This is a genomic window from Stenotrophomonas maltophilia group sp. Smal17 (genome assembly GCF_030237045.1).
Classification (GTDB): domain Bacteria; phylum Pseudomonadota; class Gammaproteobacteria; order Xanthomonadales; family Xanthomonadaceae; genus Stenotrophomonas; species Stenotrophomonas forensis.
In genome coordinates, this window is the sequence record NZ_JASJSU010000033.1 from 1 (window position 1) to 17682 (window position 17682).

Sequence of the window (17682 nt, forward strand, 5' to 3'; positions counted from 1 at the left end):
CCCCCCCCCCCCCCCCCCCCGCCTCCCGCTCGTACCAGGCAGGCGCCAAGCCCTCGCCCCCCGCATGACCGCAATGGCGTCACACGTTAAACTCCCGCCGTGAATACTCCCACCTACACCGCCCAGCAACTCGCCGAGCAGTTCGGCCTGCAGGTCCATGGCGACCCCGCCACCGCCATCCATGGCGTGGCCACCCTCGCCCATGCCGGTCCTGGCCAGCTGACGTTCCTCTCCAATCCGCGCTACCGCGCCCAGCTGGCCGACAGCCAGGCCTCGCTGGTGGTGCTGCGTGCCGACGACGCCGAGGCCGCCCCGGGCGCCGCGCTGGTGGCCAAGGACCCGTACACGGCCTTCGCCAAGATCGCCGCGCTGTTCGACATCGCGCCGACACGGCCGCCAGGCATCCACCCCAGCGCAGTCATCGACCCCACCGCCCAGGTTGCAGCCAGCGCCCATATCGGCCCGTTCGTCTCCATCGGCGCGCGCAGCGTGGTCGGCGAGAACTGCATCATCGGCACCGGCAGCGTGATCGGCGAAGACTGCAGCCTCGACAGCGGCTGCGAGCTGATCGCGCGGGTCACCCTCGTCACCCGGGTCAGGCTCGGCAAGCGCGTGCGCGTGCATCCTGGCGCCGTGCTCGGCGCCGATGGCTTCGGCCTGGCAATGGACGCCGGCAAGTGGATCAAGGTGCCGCAGCTGGGCGGCGTGCGCATCGGCGACGATTGCGAGATCGGCGCCAATACCTGCGTCGACCGCGGTGCGCTGGAAGACACCGTGCTGGACGACGACGTGCGCCTGGACAACCTGGTGCAGATCGCGCACAACGTTCAGATCGGCGCGCACTCGGCCATCGCCGGCTGCACCGGCATCGCCGGCAGCGCCAAGATCGGCCGTTACTGCCTGCTTGGCGGCCACGTCGGCGTGGTTGGCCACCTGGAGATCTGCGACAAGGTCGTGATCACCGGCAAATCGGTGGTCCGCAACTCCATCCATGAGCCGGGCGAGTACTCGTCCGGCACCCCGTTGACCGATAACCGCACGTGGCGCAAGAACGCCGCGCGCTTCAAGCAGCTGGACGCATTGGCTCGCCGCGTCCTGGCCGCTGGCAAGGAGAAAGAATGAACGACACGCTGCAGCTTCCTATCGACGTCTGCCAGATCCAGGAACTGCTCCCGCACCGTTACCCGTTCCTGCTGGTCGACCGGGTGCTTGAGCTCGACATCGAGGCCAAGCGCATCCTGGCGCAGAAGAACGTGAGCATCAACGAGCCCTTCTTCCAGGGCCACTTCCCGGGCCGCCCGATCATGCCCGGCGTGCTGATCATCGAAGCGCTGGCCCAGGCCGGTGGCGTGATGACCCAGCTCACGCTCGGCCGTGACTCGCAGTCCAAGCTCTTCTACATGGTCAAGGTGGAAAACGCCCGCTTCAACAAGCAGGTCGTCCCCGGCGACGTGCTGATGCTGGATGTGCAGATGAAGCGCCTGATCCGCAACATGGGCTGGTACTACGGCGAAGCCAAGGTCAACGGCGAAGTCGTTGCCTCGGCCGAAGTCATGTGCGCCGGCGCCAAGGGCTGATCCACTGGAGGCAGGAATGACTGACAACGCACCCCGGATCCACCCGACCGCCGTCATCGACCCGGCCGCACGCCTGGCCGACGATGTGCAGGTGGGCGCCTTCAGCCTGATCGGTGCCGATGTGGAAATCGGCGCCGGCACGGTGGTCGGCCCCCATTGCAGCATCCATGGCCCGACCCGGATCGGCCGCGATAACCGCTTCATCGGCCACGCGGCGATCGGTGGCGAGCCGCAGGACAAGAAGTTCGCCGGTGAGCGCAGCGAGTTGGTGATCGGCGACCGCAACGTGTTCCGCGAATTCGTCACCGTCAACCGCGGCACCGGCGGCGGCGGCGGCATCACCACCATCGGCGATGACAACTGGATGCTGGCCTACACGCACGTGGCGCACGACTGCCATGTCGGCAACTTCTGCGTGTTTTCCAACAACACCACCCTGGCCGGCCACGTCATCGTGGGGGATTACGTGATCATCAGCGGCTTCGCCGGTGCCCACCAGTTCTGCCGCATCGGCGCGCACGCCTTCCTCGGCATGGGCGCGCTGACCAATGGCGACGTTCCGCCGTTCACCATGGTCGGCACCGATTCGCTGGGCCGCCCGCGCGGCATCAACAGCGAGGGCCTGAAGCGCCGCGGTTTCGATGCCGAGCGCATCTCGGCCATCAAGCGTGCCTACCGCACCCTGTACGTGGCAGGCCTGCCGCTGGCCGAGGCCAAGGTGCAGCTGACCGAACAGGCGCGTGCCAGCGATGACGTGAAGGCGATGCTGGACTTCATCGAGCACGCCGAGAGGCCCTTGCTGCGATGAGCAGCACGACCGGCCAGGCGCCGGCCGGCGCCGCTGTGATTCCGCTGGCCTCGATGGCCGGCAGCGTCCCTGCGCAGCGGGTGCTCAGCGAGCGCCCGTTGCGGATCGCACTGGTGGCCGGTGAAGCGTCCGGCGATCTGCTGGGTGCGGGGCTGGTGCGTGAACTGAAAGCGCGGTTCCCGAACGCCGAATTCGCCGGCATCGGCGGCGATGCGATGCGCAGCGCTGGCTGCCAGACCTGGCATGACGCCAGCGAACTGGCGGTGATGGGGCTGACCGAAGTACTGCGCCACCTGCCACGACTGCTGAAGCTGCGCACGGCGTTCCGGCAGCGTGCACTGGAATGGCAGCCGGATGTGTTCATCGGCATCGACGCCCCCGACTTCAACCTTGGCATCGAGCGCTGGCTCAAGCAGCGTGGCGTGCGCACCGTGCACTACGTCAGCCCCTCGGTCTGGGCCTGGCGCGAGAAGCGCGCCGAAAAGATCGGCAACAGCGCCGACCTGGTGCTGTGCCTGTTCCCGATGGAACCACCGATCTACGCCAGGCACGGCATCGATGCGCGTTTTGTCGGCCATCCGATGGCCGACGACATTCCGCTGCAGGGCAACCGCGAGGAGGCACGCGCCGCGCTTGGCCTGCCGACCTCGGCCAAGGTGCTGGCGGTGCTGCCGGGCAGCCGCCTGGGTGAGATCTCGCGCCTGGGCGAACCGTTCTTCGAAGCCGCCTGGCAGGTCTCCGAACGCATCCCCGGCCTGCATGTGGTGGTGCCTGCCGCCAATCCGGCGTGCAGGCAGCTGATCGAAGAACAGCTCTCGCGCTCGGCGCTGCCGGTGGCCTATTCGCATGTACTCGACGGGCAGGCGCGCAACGCGATGATCGCCGCCGACGTCGTCGTGCTGGCCTCGGGCACCGCCACGCTGGAAGCGATGCTGGTCAAGCGCCCGATGGTGGTCGGCTACCGCGTCAACGAGCTGACCTACCGCCTGGTCAAGGCGCTGGGCCTGATCAAGGTCGACCGTTTCGCGCTGCCCAACATCCTGGCCGGCCAGGATCTGGCCCCGGAACTGATGCAGCACGACTGCACGCCGGACAAGCTGGCGGCGGCCATCCAGCAGTGGTTCGACCATCCGCAGCGCGCGGCCGACCTGCAGGGCACCTATGCCCGCCTGCATGAACGCCTGCGCCGCAACGCCTCGGCACGTGCCGCCGATGCGGTCGGCGAACTGCTGATGCGCGACCAGGCCAAGGCATGAGCCGGCGCCACGCCGCGGCGGCGAGCCTGGCCTTGTTCGATGGCACCGTGGTCGAGCCGGAGCGCCTGATCGCAGGCGTCGACGAGGCCGGGCGCGGCCCGCTGGCCGGGCCGGTGGCCGTTGCCGCGGTGGTGTTCGACCCGGCAAGGCCACGCATCAACGGCCTGGATGATTCCAAGCAGCTCGCCGCCGCGCGCCGCGAGCAGCTGCATGACCGCATCATCGAACGGGCCCTGGCCTGGCATGTGGTGCTGGTCGACGTGGACACCATCGACCGCCTGAACATCTACCAGGCCACCCTGCAGGGCATGCGCGAGGTGGTCGCCGCCGTGGCCCATGTGGCCGGCTTCGCCCGCATCGATGGCAACGTGGTTCCGAAGGGGCTGGTGCTGCCTGCGCAGGCCCTGGTCGGCGGCGATGGCATCGACCGCGCAATCATGGCCGCGTCGATCCTGGCCAAGGTCTCGCGCGATCGCTACATGCAGGACGTGCACGCTCGTCACCCGCAGTACGGCTTCGAGCAGCACAAGGGCTATGGCACCCCGGCCCACCTGGCCGCCCTGCGTGAACACGGCCCCTGCGTGGAACACCGCCGGAGCTTCGCCCCGGTGCGCGAATGCCTGGAAGCGCCGCAAGGGGCGGCCACCCTCGCGACCACCTGAACGGCTGCTGCAATCCCGCTGGGGAATAGTCCCCCCGGGTCATGGGGACGCGCCCACGGCGCGGGGGGTCGGGAAGCATGGTGGGACCGGGCCCACGGTTCGCCTGCGGACCCTGCGAAGCGATAGCGCGAATGCGATATCGCGTGCCGTCAAGAGCTTGTCGGCACCCCCTGCCCTCGCTACCCTGACCGGGCACTCCAGCGCTTCCCGACCCCGGCGACGATTTCCCCGTCGGCACCCGGGGCCCGCGCGCTCCAACCTGGTCCGGCATGTCCAACTCCCGCTTCGTACATCTCCACGTCCACACCGAGTTCTCGCTGGCGGACTCGACCATCCGTGTGCCGGCCAAGCCGGACCAGGCGGACCCGAAGAAAGCCAAGCAGGCCAATCTGCTGTCACGCTCGGTCGAGCTCGGGCTGCCCGCGCTGGCCGTGACCGACCTCAACAACCTGTTCGCCCTGGTCAAGTTCTACAAGGCCGCTGAAGGCGTGGGCATCAAGCCGATCGCCGGCGCCGACGTGCTGATCGCCGAGGAAGGCCAGGACCCGTGGCGGATGACCCTGCTGTGCCGCGACCGCGAGGGCTACCTGAGCCTGTCGCGGCTGCTGACCCGCGCCTGGATGGAAGGTCATCGCCCGGAAGGCGGCGTGGCCGTGCACCCGGACTGGCTGAAGGCCGGCAACGCCAACCTGTTCGCGCTGGCCGGGCGGCAGAGCCTGGCCGGGCGGCTGGCGCTGGACGGCAAGCATGAGCTGGCCGAACAGCAGCTGGCCGACTGGCAGCGCGTGTTCGGCGATGGCCTGCACCTGGAACTGACCCGTACCGGCCGCGAAGGCGAGGAAACCTTCAACCAGTTCGCGCTGATGGCCGCCGGCCAGCGCGGCCTGCCGGTGGTGGCCAGCAACGATGTGCGCTTCCTGTCGCCCTCGGATTTCAGCGCGCACGAAGCACGCGTGTGCATTTCCACCGGCCGCGTGCTGGACGACCCCAAGCGCCCGCGCGAGTACAGCGACCAGCAGTACCTGAAGTCGGCCGAGGAGATGTGTGCGCTGTTCGCCGACATCCCCGATGCGATCGACAACACGCTGGCGCTGGCCGAGCGCTGCAACATCGAGATGCGGCTGGGCACCTACTTCCTGCCCAACTACCCGGTGCCGGACGACGAGACCCTGGACACCTGGATCCAGAAGATGTCGCGCGATGGCCTGGAAGAGCGCCTGGAGAAGAATCCGCTGGCGCCGGGCAAGACCCGCGAGGAGTACTTCGAGCGCCTGGAGTTCGAACTCAACACCATCATCAAGATGGGCTTCCCGGGCTACTTCCTGATCGTGGCCGACTTCATCCAGTGGGGCAAGAACCAGGGCATTCCGATCGGCCCCGGCCGTGGTTCGGGTGCCGGTTCGCTGGTGGCGTGGGCGCTGAAGATCACCGACCTGGACCCGCTGCCGTACAACCTGCTGTTCGAGCGCTTCCTGAACCCGGAACGCGTGTCGATGCCCGACTTCGACATCGACTTCTGCATGGATCGCCGCGACGAGGTGATCGACTACGTCGCACGCAAGTACGGGCGCGAGCGCGTCAGCCAGATCATCACCTACGGCACCATGGCCGCCAAGGCGGTGGTGCGCGACTCCGGCCGCGTGCTCGGCTTCCCGTACGGCCTGGTCGACGGCGTTTCCAAGCTGATTCCGAACATCCTCGGCATCCACCTGAAGGATGCGCTGGGCAAGGGCAAGGAAGGCCCCAGCTCGGAAATGGCCTCGGCCGAACTGATCCAGCGCTACGAGACCGAGGACGATGTCCGCGACCTGATCGACCTGGCGCTGCAGCTGGAAGACCTGACCCGCAACGCCGGCAAGCACGCCGGTGGCGTGGTGATCGGGCCGGAGCCGCTGAGCGAGTTCTGCCCGCTGTACGCCGAACATGACGAGAACGGGCTCGGCAAGAACCCGGTCACCCAGTTCGACAAGAACGACGTGGAAGAAGTGGGCCTGGTGAAGTTCGACTTCCTCGGCCTGCGCACGCTGACCATCATCGACTGGGCGGTGAAGGCGATCAACAAGCGCCATGAGCGCGCCGGCATCCCGCCGGTGGACATCGCCGCGATCCCGCTGGACGACACGCCCACCTACAAGGACATCTTCGCCAACGGCAATACCGGCGCGGTGTTCCAGTTCGAATCCTCGGGCATGCGCCGCCTGCTGAAGGACGCGCGCCCCGACCGTTTCGAAGACCTGATTGCGCTGGTGTCGCTGTACCGCCCCGGCCCGATGGACCTGATTCCTTCCTTCAACGCGCGTAAGCACGGCCAGGAAGAAATCATCTATCCCGATCCGCGTACCGAAGCGATCCTGAAGGACACCTACGGCATCATGGTGTACCAGGAGCAGGTGATGCAGATGGCGCAGATCGTCGGCGGCTACTCGCTGGGCGGCGCCGACCTGCTGCGCCGCGCGATGGGCAAGAAGGTGCCGGCGGAAATGGCCAAGCACCGCGAGATCTTCCGCGAAGGCGCGGCCAAGGACGGCGTGGACGAGGCCAAGGCCGATGCGATCTTCGACCTGATGGAGAAGTTCGCCGGCTACGGTTTCAACAAGTCGCACGCCGCCGCCTACGCGCTGGTCAGCTACCAGACCGCATGGCTGAAGCGCCATTACCCGGCCGAGTTCATGGCGGCCACGCTGTCCTCGGACCTGGACAACACCGACAAGGTGGTGGGCTTCCTCGACGAGGTGCGCAACCTCGGCCTGACCGTGCTGCCGCCGAAGGTGAACCAGTCGGCCTTCATGTTCGAAGCGGTGACGCCGGACACCATCCAGTACGGCCTGGGCGCGATCAAGGGCGTTGGCCAGGGTGCCTGCGAAGCCGTGGTCGACGAACGCCTGAAGGGCGGCCAGTACAAGGACCTGCTCGACTTCTGCACCCGTGTCGGCTCGGCCAAGCTCAACCGGCGCACGCTGGAAGCGATGATCAACTGCGGCGCGCTGGACGAGCTCGGCCACAACCGCGCCTCGCTGATGCTGCAGCTGCCGGAGGTGATCAAGGCCACCGACCAGATGGCACGCGAGCGCGCGTCTGGCCAGAACTCGCTGTTTGGCGGCCCCGACCCGAGTGCAACCACGATCCAGCTGGACCTGCCCCAGGCCGATGAATGGCCGTTGCTGCAGCGCCTGAACGGCGAGCGCGACACGCTGGGCTTCTACCTCAGCGGCCACCCGTTTGATCCGTGGCGCGACGATGTGCGTGACCTGGTCGGCAACGACCTGGGTTCGGTGGAGAAGATCTGGAGCGCCAACAGCGGCGGTGGCGGCGGTGGCGAGAAGCGCTGGCGCCCGGAAGTGCAGACGGTGCTGGCCGGCCAGGTGGTCGGCGTGCGCCGCAAGGGCGAAAGCCAGATCTTCATCCAGCTCGAGGACGGTCGCGGCCGCGTCGAGTGCAGCGCGTTCTCCGACGCGATGGCCGAGTTCGGCCACCTGATGACCAAGGACCGCATCCTGGTGGTCAAGGGCGGCCTGCGCGAGGACGAGTTCAACGGCGGCTTCGCGCTGCGCATCCGCCAGGTCTGGGATTTCGACGAAGTCTGCGCCAACTACGCCACGCGGCTGTCGCTGCGCCTGGACCTGCGCCAGCAGCGCCCGGTCTGGGAACGCATCGATGCCCTGCTCGATCGCCATCGCCCGGGGCGCACCCCGCTGCGCCTGGACCTGCTGCTGAAGGGCCCGCAGGGCGGCGTGGCCGGCATGCTTGATGTCTCCGGGCAGAGCGCGGTGCGCATCGACTCCAAGCTGATGGAGGCGCTGCGCGCCGATCCGGCCGTGCGCACGCTGAAGGTGCGCTACAGCCCGCCGTGGGCCAGCTGAGGCTGTGGCCCGGGCCCCGGGCTGACTGGCGCCCCCTGCCCGGCTGCGCTACCGTCGCCTTCCAGACGAGGGCGTACGGGCGGTTTGCACGCATTCGGCTAGAATTCCCCTCTTCTTTACACGACGGCTTCCGATGAATCCGAACTACCTCGACTTCGAGCAACCCATCGCCGACCTGGAAGCCAAGATCCAGGAGCTGCGCAACGCCAGTGCCGGGCCGGCGGTCAATGTCGAGGCCGAAGTGCACGCGCTGCAGGACAAGCTGCGCATGCGCACCGCGCAGATCTTCCGCAACCTGACCTCGTGGCAGGTGCTGCAGCTGGCCCGCCACCCGTCGCGCCCGTATACCGCCGACTACATCCGCATCATCTGCGATGAGTTCCAGGAACTGGCGGGTGACCGCGCCTTCGCCGACGACAAGGCCATCATGGGCGGCCTGGCCCGCATCAACGGCCGCGCAGTGATGGTGATCGGCCACCAGAAGGGCCGTGACACCAAGGAAAAGATCAAGCGCAACTTCGGCATGCCCAAGCCGGAGGGTTACCGCAAGGCGCTGCGCCTGATGAAGATGGCCGAACGCTTCGGCCTGCCGGTGCTGACCCTGATCGACACCGCCGGCGCCTGGCCGGGCATCGACGCCGAATCGCGCGGCCAGTCCGAAGCGATCGCACGCAACCTGATCGAGATGGCTGAACTGAAGGTGCCGATCATCTGCACCGTGATCGGTGAAGGCGGCTCCGGCGGTGCGCTGGCGCTGGGCGTGGGCGACCGCACCGTGATGCTGGAGTACTCGGTGTACTCGACCATCACCCCGGAAGGCTGCGCCTCGATCCTGTGGAAGGACGCCGGCAAGGCCAAGGACGCGGCCGAGCAGCTGGGCCTGACCGCCCCGCGCCTGAAGAGCCTGGGCCTGGTCGACAAGGTCGTGCGCGAGCCGACCGGTGGCGCCCACCGCAACCCGATGCAGATGGCCAAGCGCCTGAAGGCCGTGCTGCTGAACGAACTGGACGCGCTGGAAAAGCTGCCCACCGAACAACTGCTGGAACAGCGCTACACCCGCCTGCGCAGCTACGGCACGTACGAGGCCGCGTGATCGCTACCTGACGTCGGATAAAAAAGAGCCGGGCAGATGCCCGGCTTTTTTTTGTCTGTACCTCGCACAGCACCTAAGCATGGCGTGAATCTACTGGGTGCAGCTGCGGCCGTTGACGTTCGGGTCCGCCATGAGTGAGCCGAGCATCGCAGGGGAATCAGGGGCGAAGAGGCGCCACTGCTTCTTGTAGAGCCGACTGTTAGTCGGCTGGCTTTCGGCGCCGTCCCCTGATTCACCGAGAAGCGCAGGGAACCGGTGCGCAGCACCGGCTCGCGTTCGGCGGCGTGTTCTTTGGTTACTTTCTTGCACGAGCAAGAAAGTGACATGTTCGAGCACGCGGGATCTCAGAACGGCTTGGCCAGCACCAGCCACACGATCGGAATGAACGCCAGCAGCGGAATCTCGTTGATCCAGCGCAGCGCGCGCGACGACGGCAGCGCCCGGCCCTTGCCCACGCCCTTCAGCAGGCGCCCGATCCAGATGAAATACGCCAGCAGCACCACGACCAGCCCCAGCTTGGCATGCAGCCAGCCGGCGCCGCCCGGCGCCACCATGGTCGGGAAATCCGGGATGACCTTGTAGCCCAGCCACAGCACCAGGCCCAGCAGGAAGGCCAGACCGAACATCGAATGGCCGAAGCGGTACAGGCGCAGGCCCATCAGCTGCAGGCGCTCGGTCACCGCCGGCTGGCCTGCGGTCTCGGCCAGGTTGACCAGGATGCGCGGCAGGTAGAACACCGTCGCCATCCACGCCACCACGAACACGATGTGGAAGGTCTTCACCCAGTAGTAGCTCTGCATGCGCTTGCTCCGGCGGCTGGCGTAGATGGGCGGTCATTCTCGCATGCCGTGGCGAAGCCGCTGCAGGCCCGCACGCCGCGACACATCGACGCATGGCGCGCCGCAACACCGTACGATAGGCGCCGTTTTCCCCGATCATGCACCGCCCCATGGACAAGACCTACGACGCCGCCTACTTCCAGCGCTGGTACCGCCGCGCCGACATCGGCGGTAGCGCCCGCCTGGCGCGCAAGGTCGCGTTGGCCGTGGCCAGTGCCGAGTACTACCTGGAGCGACCGATCCGCAGCGTGCTGGATATCGGCTGCGGCGAAGGCGCCTGGCGTGCGCCGCTGCTGAAGCTGCGTCCGAAGGTCGAATACCTCGGCTTCGACAGCAGCGAGTACGCTGTGCGCCGCTACGGCAGGACCCGCAACCTGCACCTGGCCAGCTTCGGCGATTTCGCCTGGCTGCGGCCCTGTGCCCCGGTCGACCTGCTGGTCTGCTCGGACGTGATGCACTACGTGCCCGACCGCGAGCTGCGTGCCGGCCTGGCCGGCGTGGCCGAGCTGACCGGCGGCGTGGCCTTCCTGGAGACCTTCGCCGCCGAGGACGCATTTGAGGGCGACCACGACGGTTTCCAGGCCCGCCCGGCACGCTGGTACCGCCGCGCGATGGCCCGGCACGGCCTGCAGCCGGTCGGGTCGCACTGCTGGCTCGGCCCCGCACTGGCAGGCGATGCGGCCGCGCTGGAACGGATGTGAATCCGGATTCATTATTTTCAGCCAACTTAACCTGCGGGACACCCGGATGGGATATGCTGCGCGGCAACATATGACCATACATATTCGGTCGTCATGCTCTATCAACTGCACGAACTGACCCGCAACCTGCTCGCCCCCTGGGTGCACCAGGCCCAGGCCAACGCCAAGTTCTTCGCCAACCCGGGCCACTGGTGGTCGCAGATGCCGGGTGCCGATCGCCTGGCCGCGGTCAACGAGTTGTTCCATCGCATCGGCAAGGATTACGAGAAGCCCGAGTGGGGCATCAACGAAATCGACGTCGATGGCGAGCGCGTGCCGATCGTGGTGCACGAGGAAGTGAGCAAGCCGTTCTGCAAGCTGCTGCGCTTCAAGCGCCACAGCAATGAAGCCGACCAGCTGCACACCATGCTCAACCAGCCGTTCGTGCTGGTGGTCGCGCCGCTGTCCGGCCACCACGCCACGCTGCTGCGCGATACCGTGCGCACCCTGCTGCGCGACCACCGCGTGTACGTCACCGACTGGGTGGATGCGCGCATGGTGCCGTCCAGCGAAGGCGAGTTCGGCCTGGACGACTACATCGCCTACATCCAGGAATTCATCCGCCACCTTGGCGTTGAGCGCCTGCATGTAGTGAGCGTGTGCCAGCCGACCGTGCCGGTGCTGGCCGCGGTTTCGTTGATGGCCAGCCGTGGCGAACCGACGCCGCGCACGCTGGTGATGATGGGCGGCCCGATCGATGCGCGCTGCAGCCCGACTGCAGTGAACAACCTGGCCACGCAGAACCCGCTGCCGTGGTTCGAGAACAACGTCATCCACACCGTGCCGCCCAGCTACCCCGGCGCCGGCCGCCGCGTGTATCCGGGCTTCCTGCAGCATGCCGGCTTCCTGTCGATGAACCCGAGCCGCCATTTCAGCTCGCACTGGGATTTCTACACCGACCTGGTCAAGGGCGACCTGGAAGACGCCGACGCGCACCGTCGTTTCTACGATGAGTACAACGCGGTGCTGGACATGCCGGCCAAGTACTACCTGGACACCATCCGTGTAGTGTTCCAGGACTTCCTGCTGCCGCGCGGCGAGTGGGTGGTCAATGGCGAGAAGGTCGATCCGTCGGCCATCCGCGATACTGCGCTGCTGAGCATCGAAGGCGAGCTGGACGACATCGCCGGCCTCGGCCAGACCGAAGCGGCGCAGGCACTGTGCACCGGCATCAGTGCAGACCGCCGCGAGCATTTCATCGTCGAAGGTGCCGGTCACTACGGCATCTTCAGCGGCCGCCGCTGGCGCGAAGTGGTGTACCCGAAGGTGCGCGACTTCTTCGCCGCGCATGCCGAGGCACCGGCGGCGAAGGCCACGAAGAAGAAGAGCAACGTCACCCCGCTGCGGCGCAAGGCGGGGTAACTCGCCCATGGTGGGTGCCGACCTTGGTCGGTACGACTTGGTAGATGCCAACCTTGGTTGGCGCTCTACCGTAAACCCTGGCATCTGATGGAGTGTGCCAACCAAGGTTGGCACCTACCGAAGCCGAGCCCGCCAGGTATGTAGATGGCGGATGGAGCGTGCCAACCGGGGTTGGCACCCGCCAAAGCGTGGATTCGCGGTTACAACCGCACCAGCAGGTTCTTGGCGATCAACCCGTGCAGCTTGCCGATGCCGCGCGCCAGGTGCAGGGTCAGCAGCAGCAGCAGCGCACCCACGGCGGCAACCACGATCGCTACCAGCGGCGAGGCCGCCATCGGCAGCACATTCACGCCGTCGACATAGATGCCCGGGATGTCGCCGCTGAAGATCGCCGCCACCGGTGCCCAGATCATGCCCAGCGACAACGACAGCAGCGTCACCGCGATGGTGAAGTAGATGATGCCCAGCGGCAGCATCAGCACGAAATACAGCAGGGTCAGCCAGGTGCGGCCATCGGTGAACATGTCGCCGATACGCTGCAGCCAGGTGCGGCTGCGGTCGGTGTAGCGCGGGCGGCGCGGCATGCGTTCGCCCAGCAGTGCTTCCACCAGCCGCCCTTCCAGCAATGCCAGCCCGCGCACCGAGCCGAAGAACAGCACGGTCAGCGGAATGCCGATGATCAGGATCAGCAGGCCCAGCGACAGCGACAGGCCGGTCACCACCCAGGTGAAAAAGAAGATGCCGGTGGCCAGCGACAGCAGCATGTAGAACAGCGCGCCGTAGGTATGCGGATCCGCCACCACGCCGAAGAAGCGCGCCAGCAGTGAGCGCTGAACCGGCGCCGGCGGCGGTGCGGCCGGCTCGACGCCACTGGCCTCGGCTGCCGCACGCAGCACCGGCGAGGTATCCGCACGCGGCGTGCGCAGCGCGCGGTTCACCGTCACTTCGGTCTCGCGGTAGATCTCGGCCACTTCGTCCGGCGCGCCATAGCTGCCGGCGACGTCGGCGATCACCTCGGCCTCGCTGCGGCCGGGCTGCGCCGCCAGCTCCGAACGCAGGTATTCCTCGGCGTCGTACAGGGCGTCCTGCACCATGGCGGGATCAGCGCCTTCCAGCGCCGCGCGCAGCTGCGCCAGGTACTGCGGAATGGTGGTCGGCAGGGCACGGCCTGCCAGGCTCGGGTCGTTCATTGCGGTACCCCCTCCAACACGGAATCGACGGAATCGCGGGTGGCCTGCCAGGCCTGGCGCCATTGCGCCAGCACCTCGCGGCCACGTTCATTGATGCGGTAGTAGCGCCGCGGCGGCCCGCTGCTGGACGGCTCGACATGACTTTCCAGCAGGCCGGCCCCTTCCAGGTTGCGCAGCACCGGGTACAGCGCGCTCTGCTTGCCGCTCAGCACGCCCTCGCCCACCCGCTCCAACTCCTTGGCAATGAGGTAGCCGTACAGCGGCTGCCCGGCCCGGGCGAGCACCGCCAGCAGGGCCAGCGACACGGTTCCAGCGCTCAGCTCCTTCTGGAACTTCTTCAGGTGGACATCGTCTTCGACCATGACCGGCCCTCCACTACGTTGAAGTCAACAGTAGTGCGAAGTTCGGTATAGCGAATGTGTCGTTAGTCATCGTGCCGGTTGGCGTGGCCGGGACGCTCGCGCAGAATCGAAGCCTCGTTCATGTTCCGGGGTTCCCATGCCGCACCGTCGTCGCCTTGCCCTGACCGCCCTCGCCCTGGCCTGCCTGCTGCCCACCCTGGCCAGCGCGGCCACGCCCTACCGCAGCCCGCAGCAGATCCTCGACGCGTCGGCGGCCAGCGACTGGCGCACGCCGGACCCGGCCAACCTGCTCTACATGGATCTGCCGGCTGGCCGGGTGATCATCGAACTGGCGCCGCAGTTCGCCCCGCGCCATGTCGCCAACATCCAGACCTTCGCCCACGAGCACTTCTGGGACGGCACCAGCATCTACCGTTCGCAGGACAACTTCGTGGTGCAGTTCGGCGATGCCGACGCCGATGACGCGGCCAAGGCCAAGCCGTTCGGCAGCGCCGCACGCAAGCTGCCGGCCGAATTCGAACGCGCCAGCGCCGGCCTGAAGGTGAGTGTGTTGCCGGACCGCGATGGCTGGGCGGCGCAGACCGGCTTCGTTGACGGCTTCCCGGTCGGCCAGGATCCGCAGGCCGGCAAGGCCTGGCTGGCGCATTGCTACGGCATGCTCGGCGCCGGCCGCAGCAACGAGGAAGACAGCAGCATCGGCGCCGAACTGTACGTGGTGACCGGGCAGTCGCCGCGCCAGCTGGACCGCAACATCACCCTGGTCGGCCGCGTGCTGAAGGGCATGGAGCTGCTCAGCGCGACCCCGCGCGGACCGGCACCGATGGGTTTCTACACCGACCCGAAGCTGCGTACGCCGATCGTGTCGATCCGCCGTGCCAGTGACGTGCCGGTGGCCGAGCGCACGCCGATACAGGTGCTGCGTACCGATTCGAAGACCTTCGCCGAAACGGTGGAGGCGCGACGCAATCGCGTGGATGATTTCTACAAGCGCCCGGCGGGGCATATCGATCTTTGCAATATTCCGGTGCCGGTGAAGTAACGCCGTCGCAGGTTCTGCGCGTGGCGCGTGCTGAAGGCGCTTCATCGTTCATGGGCGTCACTTTTCTTTTCGCGCGAAAAGAAAAGTAACCAAAAGAAACGCGCCGCCACACCGCGAGCCGCCGTGCTTCGCACGTCGGTACCCTGCGCTTCTCGGTGAATCAGGGGACGGTGCCGAACTCGCTGCGCTCAGACATCGGCACCTCTTCGCCCCTGATTCCCCTGCGATGCTCGGCTCGCTCAAGGCGGACCCAGATCAAAGGCCACAGCCGCGAGTGCGAGCAGCGACAGTGCCGGACCATGCACGGCGAATGATGCGGTCGCTTTGGACGTTGGGTCCGCCTTGAGCGAGCCGAGCACCGCAGGTCCGGCGAGGGCGAAGAGGCGCGGGTGTCTGAGCGCAGCGAGTTCCCGCGCCGTCCCTCGACGGGCCGAGGAGCGCAGGGTACCGGTGCGCAGCACCGGCTCGCGGCTGGCGGCGCGTTTCTTTTGGTTACTTTTCTTTTCGCGCGAAAAGAAAAGTGACGCCCATGAACGATGAAGCACCTTCAGCACGTGCCACGCGCAAAACGCCAACGCCTCAGCCCTTCTGGCTGACGGCCACGCTGCCGAGAATCAGGCCACCGGCAATCAACATCTGCACCGTCACCGCCTCCCCCAGGAACAACCACGCGAACGCCGCGCCGAACAGCGGAATCAGGTAGGTCACCGTCGATGCGCGCGACGGGCCGATGCGACCGATCAGGCGGTAGAACATCAGGAACGCCAGGCCGGTGCAGGCCACGCCCAGGGCAATCGCCGCACCCCACGCCTTGAGCGGAATCGCCGCCTGTGGCCAGTGGCTCACCGCCATTGGCAGCATCCACAGCGAAGCGCACGACAACGTCGCCGCAGCAGCGGCCGCCGACGGCAGGCCGGTCATGTGCCGCTTCACCAGGTTTACGCCCAACCCGTACAGCAGCGACGCCGCAGCGCCGGCGATCACCGCGGTGCCGATGCTCAGGCCCGACACCTTGGCCGTGGCCAGCACCACGACGCCGGCAAAACCGACCAGCAGCGCGCCAGCACGGCGCATGCCGATCTTCTCGCCGAAGAACAGGAAGGCGATCAGCGCGGCGAACAGCACCGTCATCGCATTGCAGATCGCACCGATCGCGGCCGGTGCCTGTTCGGCGGCAAAAGCGAACAGCACGAACGGCAGCGCCGAGTTGATCAGGCCGATCGGGGCCAGCCACAGCCAGCGCCGCGGCGGAAACTGCGCGCGGGCACGCCACAGGAACGGCAGCAGCACCAGCGCGCCCAGTACCAGCCGCACCTCGACCAGGGCGAACGGGCCGAACGACGGCACCGCCACCCGCATGAACAGGAACGAGCAACCCCAGATGGCACCCAGCAGGGTCAATTCCAGCGGCGTGCGCCAGTCGCGCTCAGCCGCCTGTGGCACCGCATTCATACCCTGCCTCCGTCCATCATCGAATCCTCGTCAAGGCATACAGGATCGGGCCGGGACGCTTGCCGCACAAGCGCGTAGTATCGCTGCCAGCCACAAATCTGGCTTGAGGCTCGACATGCAGCTACGCCCCTCCCTGCTCCCCGCGCTGGCCGTGTTCGCGGTCGCCGCACGCCACCAGAACTTCGCCCAGGCCGCGCAGGAACTGCACCTGACCGCCAGCGCGGTCAGCCATCATGTGCGCCGCCTGGAGGAAGTGCTGGAGACGCGCCTGTTCCTGCGCCATGCGCGCGGAGTCCGGCTGACCGCCGAGGGTCGCCAGTTGGCCGATGCCGCCAGCGCCGCCTTCACCGATGTTGCCGCCGTCGCCCACCACCTGCATCCCGCTGCGGACAGCGTGCCGCTGCGGATCACCACGCTGCGCTCGTTGTCGTACTGCTGGCTGCTGCCCCGGCTGCCGCGCTTCACCCAGGCCCACCCGCACATCCGCATCGAGCTGCATACCGGCAGCGGGCTGGATCGCTACGACGACAACGGCCCGGAAGTCGGCATCCGTTATGGGCTGGGCCAGTGGCCCGGCCTGCGCGCGCAGCACCTGATGGACGACTACCTGTTCCCGGTGGCATCACCGGCGCTGGCCGGCGTTGAATCCCTGGCCGATCCGGCACGCATCGCCGGCCTGCCGCTGCTGACCGATCTGTCGCCGCAGGGTTGGCGCGACTGGTTCCGCCATGCCGGCGTGCGCCCGCCCTCGCCGCTGCCGCCGATGCATACCTTCGCCGACAGTACCGATGCGATGCGCGCCGCGGTGTACGGCATGGGCGCGGTGCTGGCGCGCACCCACATCGCCCAGCCCTACCTGCAGCGCTACGAGGTGGTGCGCCTGCCCGGACCGGCGCTGAAGGCGCGCTACGCGTATCACGTGGTGCACGCGGAAGGGCAACCGCCAAGCCAGGCCGCGCGCCTGTTCATCGACTGGTTGCTGGAGCAGGCGCAGGACGAACGCACGCCGATTCCCGCCTTGCCGGACAGCCTGCTGGGACGCCCACCCACGCACGCCTGACTGCGCCCTCACCCGCTCTTTGCTTCGCGCTGGCTAGGCTGCTGTCGAACCCCACAACGTACCCATGCCATGGCCATGCTGCGACTGCGCATCACCGGAACCGAAGACGACGCCCGCGCCATCAGCGACCTGCTGCTCGGCCTGGAGGGCATCGAACACGTCGAGGAAACCGACGACCTGATGCCCCACATGGACGACGACGATTCGAGTTCGGCCGGGCTGTCCGATGACATCGGCCCGGGCATCCACGAACTGGAAGTGGAAGTCGGCAATGAAAGCACCGCGCAGAAGGTGCGCGATGCGGTGCAGGAACTGGCACTCGAGCTGGACGTGTTCGTCGAATACGAAACCGACGAAGGCTGACCCGGGCAGTGGGGGGCCC

At 67.4% G+C, this 17682-nt stretch carries 17 protein-coding genes; 12 read left to right on the top strand and 5 right to left on the bottom strand.

What is annotated here, in order from left to right:
• Positions 1–99 precede the first annotated feature (99 nt).
• From lpxD to QRO93_RS10825, 7 genes are all read left to right on the top strand, one after another.
• Positions 100–1122: a UDP-3-O-(3-hydroxymyristoyl)glucosamine N-acyltransferase gene (gene lpxD / locus QRO93_RS10795; RefSeq protein WP_053449209.1), complete on the top strand. Its 1023-nt coding sequence runs from the start codon at positions 100–102 to the stop codon at positions 1120–1122.
• On the top strand, positions 1119–1577 hold the full coding sequence (gene fabZ, locus QRO93_RS10800; protein WP_008265823.1) for a 3-hydroxyacyl-ACP dehydratase FabZ: 459 nt from the start codon (positions 1119–1121) through the stop codon (positions 1575–1577). Before lpxD ends, fabZ begins: the two co-directional genes overlap by 4 nt.
• A 16-nt stretch (positions 1578–1593) precedes the next feature.
• The gene (gene lpxA, locus QRO93_RS10805) at positions 1594–2385 is read left to right on the top strand and encodes an acyl-ACP--UDP-N-acetylglucosamine O-acyltransferase (RefSeq protein ID WP_053449208.1); all 792 of its coding nucleotides are present in this window, start codon (positions 1594–1596) and stop codon (positions 2383–2385) included.
• Between the two features lie 53 nt (positions 2386–2438).
• The gene (gene lpxB / locus QRO93_RS10810) at positions 2439–3641 is read left to right on the top strand and encodes a lipid-A-disaccharide synthase (protein WP_258010846.1); all 1203 of its coding nucleotides are present in this window, start codon (positions 2439–2441) and stop codon (positions 3639–3641) included.
• Positions 3638–4303: a ribonuclease HII gene (locus QRO93_RS10815; RefSeq protein WP_053449207.1), complete on the top strand. Its 666-nt coding sequence runs from the start codon at positions 3638–3640 to the stop codon at positions 4301–4303. Before lpxB ends, QRO93_RS10815 begins: the two co-directional genes overlap by 4 nt.
• 269 nt (positions 4304–4572) lie before the next feature.
• A complete protein-coding gene (gene dnaE, locus QRO93_RS10820) occupies positions 4573–8163 on the top strand; it encodes a DNA polymerase III subunit alpha (RefSeq protein ID WP_180878258.1) in 3591 nt (1196 codons plus the stop codon).
• A 133-nt stretch (positions 8164–8296) separates the two neighbouring features.
• A complete protein-coding gene (locus tag QRO93_RS10825) occupies positions 8297–9256 on the top strand; it encodes an acetyl-CoA carboxylase carboxyltransferase subunit alpha (RefSeq protein WP_053449205.1) in 960 nt (319 codons plus the stop codon).
• Positions 9257–9600: 344 nt separating this feature from the next.
• Here QRO93_RS10825 and QRO93_RS10830 read toward each other — a convergent pair whose 3' ends face one another.
• A complete protein-coding gene (locus tag QRO93_RS10830) occupies positions 9601–10056 on the bottom strand; it encodes a CopD family protein (RefSeq protein ID WP_180878257.1) in 456 nt (151 codons plus the stop codon).
• A gap of 149 nt (positions 10057–10205) precedes the next feature.
• Here QRO93_RS10830 and QRO93_RS10835 point away from each other — a divergent pair, with 149 nt between their 5' ends.
• Together QRO93_RS10835 and QRO93_RS10840 are read left to right on the top strand one after the other, a co-directional pair.
• On the top strand, positions 10206–10796 hold the full coding sequence (locus tag QRO93_RS10835) for a class I SAM-dependent methyltransferase (protein ID WP_053449203.1): 591 nt from the start codon (positions 10206–10208) through the stop codon (positions 10794–10796).
• Between the two features lie 93 nt (positions 10797–10889).
• Complete coding sequence (locus QRO93_RS10840; protein ID WP_180878256.1) at positions 10890–12197, top strand: polyhydroxyalkanoate depolymerase; 1308 nt, start codon at positions 10890–10892, stop codon at positions 12195–12197.
• Between the two features lie 200 nt (positions 12198–12397).
• Here QRO93_RS10840 and QRO93_RS10845 read toward each other — a convergent pair whose 3' ends face one another.
• Positions 12398–13387 carry a sensor domain-containing protein gene (locus QRO93_RS10845; RefSeq protein ID WP_164088019.1) on the bottom strand — a complete coding sequence of 330 codons (990 nt, stop codon included), beginning with the start codon at positions 13385–13387 and terminating at the stop codon, positions 12398–12400.
• Positions 13384–13749, bottom strand: coding sequence for a PadR family transcriptional regulator (locus QRO93_RS10850; protein ID WP_049458153.1), 366 nt, complete (start codon positions 13747–13749; stop codon positions 13384–13386). Before QRO93_RS10850 ends, QRO93_RS10845 begins: the two co-directional genes overlap by 4 nt.
• 136 nt (positions 13750–13885) lie before the next feature.
• Here QRO93_RS10850 and QRO93_RS10855 point away from each other — a divergent pair, with 136 nt between their 5' ends.
• Positions 13886–14788: a peptidylprolyl isomerase gene (locus QRO93_RS10855; protein ID WP_180878255.1), complete on the top strand. Its 903-nt coding sequence runs from the start codon at positions 13886–13888 to the stop codon at positions 14786–14788.
• Positions 14789–15027: 239 nt separating this feature from the next.
• Here QRO93_RS10855 and QRO93_RS10860 read toward each other — a convergent pair whose 3' ends face one another.
• Together QRO93_RS10860 and QRO93_RS10865 are read right to left on the bottom strand one after the other, a co-directional pair.
• Complete coding sequence (locus QRO93_RS10860) at positions 15028–15342, bottom strand: hypothetical protein (RefSeq protein ID WP_180878254.1); 315 nt, start codon at positions 15340–15342, stop codon at positions 15028–15030.
• A gap of 25 nt (positions 15343–15367) precedes the next feature.
• Positions 15368–16240, bottom strand: a complete 873-nt coding sequence (locus QRO93_RS10865) for a DMT family transporter (protein ID WP_180878253.1) — start codon at positions 16238–16240, stop codon at positions 15368–15370.
• Between the two features lie 115 nt (positions 16241–16355).
• Between QRO93_RS10865 and QRO93_RS10870 the strand changes: the two genes are divergently transcribed.
• Together QRO93_RS10870 and QRO93_RS10875 are read left to right on the top strand one after the other, a co-directional pair.
• Positions 16356–17300: a LysR substrate-binding domain-containing protein gene (locus tag QRO93_RS10870; RefSeq protein ID WP_049456458.1), complete on the top strand. Its 945-nt coding sequence runs from the start codon at positions 16356–16358 to the stop codon at positions 17298–17300.
• A gap of 69 nt (positions 17301–17369) precedes the next feature.
• Positions 17370–17663: a hypothetical protein gene (locus QRO93_RS10875; protein WP_005408721.1), complete on the top strand. Its 294-nt coding sequence runs from the start codon at positions 17370–17372 to the stop codon at positions 17661–17663.
• The last annotated feature ends 19 nt before the right edge of the window (positions 17664–17682 follow it).

Bases quoted from the DNA above. Each gene is read 5' to 3' on its own strand.
- fabZ (WP_008265823.1), top strand. From the start codon at position 1,119: ATGAACGACACGCTGCAGCTTCCTATCGACGTCTGCCAGATCCAGGAA.
- lpxA (WP_053449208.1), top strand. From the start codon at position 1,594: ATGACTGACAACGCACCCCGGATCCACCCGACCGCCGTCATCGACCCG.
- lpxB (WP_258010846.1), top strand. From the start codon at position 2,439: ATGGCCGGCAGCGTCCCTGCGCAGCGGGTGCTCAGCGAGCGCCCGTTG.
- QRO93_RS10815 (WP_053449207.1), top strand. From the start codon at position 3,638: ATGAGCCGGCGCCACGCCGCGGCGGCGAGCCTGGCCTTGTTCGATGGC.
- dnaE (WP_180878258.1), top strand. From the start codon at position 4,573: ATGTCCAACTCCCGCTTCGTACATCTCCACGTCCACACCGAGTTCTCG.
- QRO93_RS10825 (WP_053449205.1), top strand. From the start codon at position 8,297: ATGAATCCGAACTACCTCGACTTCGAGCAACCCATCGCCGACCTGGAA.
- QRO93_RS10830 (WP_180878257.1), bottom strand. From the start codon at position 10,056: ATGCAGAGCTACTACTGGGTGAAGACCTTCCACATCGTGTTCGTGGTG.
- QRO93_RS10835 (WP_053449203.1), top strand. From the start codon at position 10,206: ATGGACAAGACCTACGACGCCGCCTACTTCCAGCGCTGGTACCGCCGC.
- QRO93_RS10840 (WP_180878256.1), top strand. From the start codon at position 10,890: ATGCTCTATCAACTGCACGAACTGACCCGCAACCTGCTCGCCCCCTGG.
- QRO93_RS10845 (WP_164088019.1), bottom strand. From the start codon at position 13,387: ATGAACGACCCGAGCCTGGCAGGCCGTGCCCTGCCGACCACCATTCCG.
- QRO93_RS10850 (WP_049458153.1), bottom strand. From the start codon at position 13,749: ATGGTCGAAGACGATGTCCACCTGAAGAAGTTCCAGAAGGAGCTGAGC.
- QRO93_RS10855 (WP_180878255.1), top strand. From the start codon at position 13,886: ATGCCGCACCGTCGTCGCCTTGCCCTGACCGCCCTCGCCCTGGCCTGC.
- QRO93_RS10865 (WP_180878253.1), bottom strand. From the start codon at position 16,240: ATGAATGCGGTGCCACAGGCGGCTGAGCGCGACTGGCGCACGCCGCTG.
- QRO93_RS10870 (WP_049456458.1), top strand. From the start codon at position 16,356: ATGCAGCTACGCCCCTCCCTGCTCCCCGCGCTGGCCGTGTTCGCGGTC.
- QRO93_RS10875 (WP_005408721.1), top strand. From the start codon at position 17,370: ATGGCCATGCTGCGACTGCGCATCACCGGAACCGAAGACGACGCCCGC.